We start from the raw sequence: 278 nt of genomic DNA, 5'->3' as shown, positions 1-278 counted from the left end.
CCGAAACATGGGAAAGTATGAGTGAATCTACTGTTTCTGTTTGGAATGCCATTACAGACTTTTTAGAAGAACTCTGGAATGACATCATAGCGTCCTTATCTGAAACATGGAATTCGATTGTTGAAACGACTACAGAAACATGGAATTCCATCGTAGAGTATTTAACTGGAATTTGGAATGGAGTAGTTGAAACATTATCAGAAATTTGGAGTCGTATCAGCCAGACTACTTCTGAAGTATGGACAGCGATTCGTGAATTTTTCATTAGCACTTGGAAT

The 278-nt window shown here is 37.4% G+C and carries 1 protein-coding gene; it reads left to right on the top strand.

Features of this window, described 5'->3' with window-relative positions; translation table 11 throughout:
* A partial coding sequence (locus tag ACQGS6_RS29590; protein WP_426966119.1) for a phage tail protein occupies positions 1-278 on the top strand: 278 nt, incomplete at both ends.

The sequence above is a fragment of the Bacillus sp. GMs2/2 genome (assembly GCF_050172095.1).
Classification (GTDB): domain Bacteria; phylum Bacillota; class Bacilli; order Bacillales; family Bacillaceae_G; genus Bacillus_A; species Bacillus_A cereus.
Note: the sequence above shows the minus strand (reverse complement) of the source record. Positions and strands in the feature narration are given on the sequence as shown.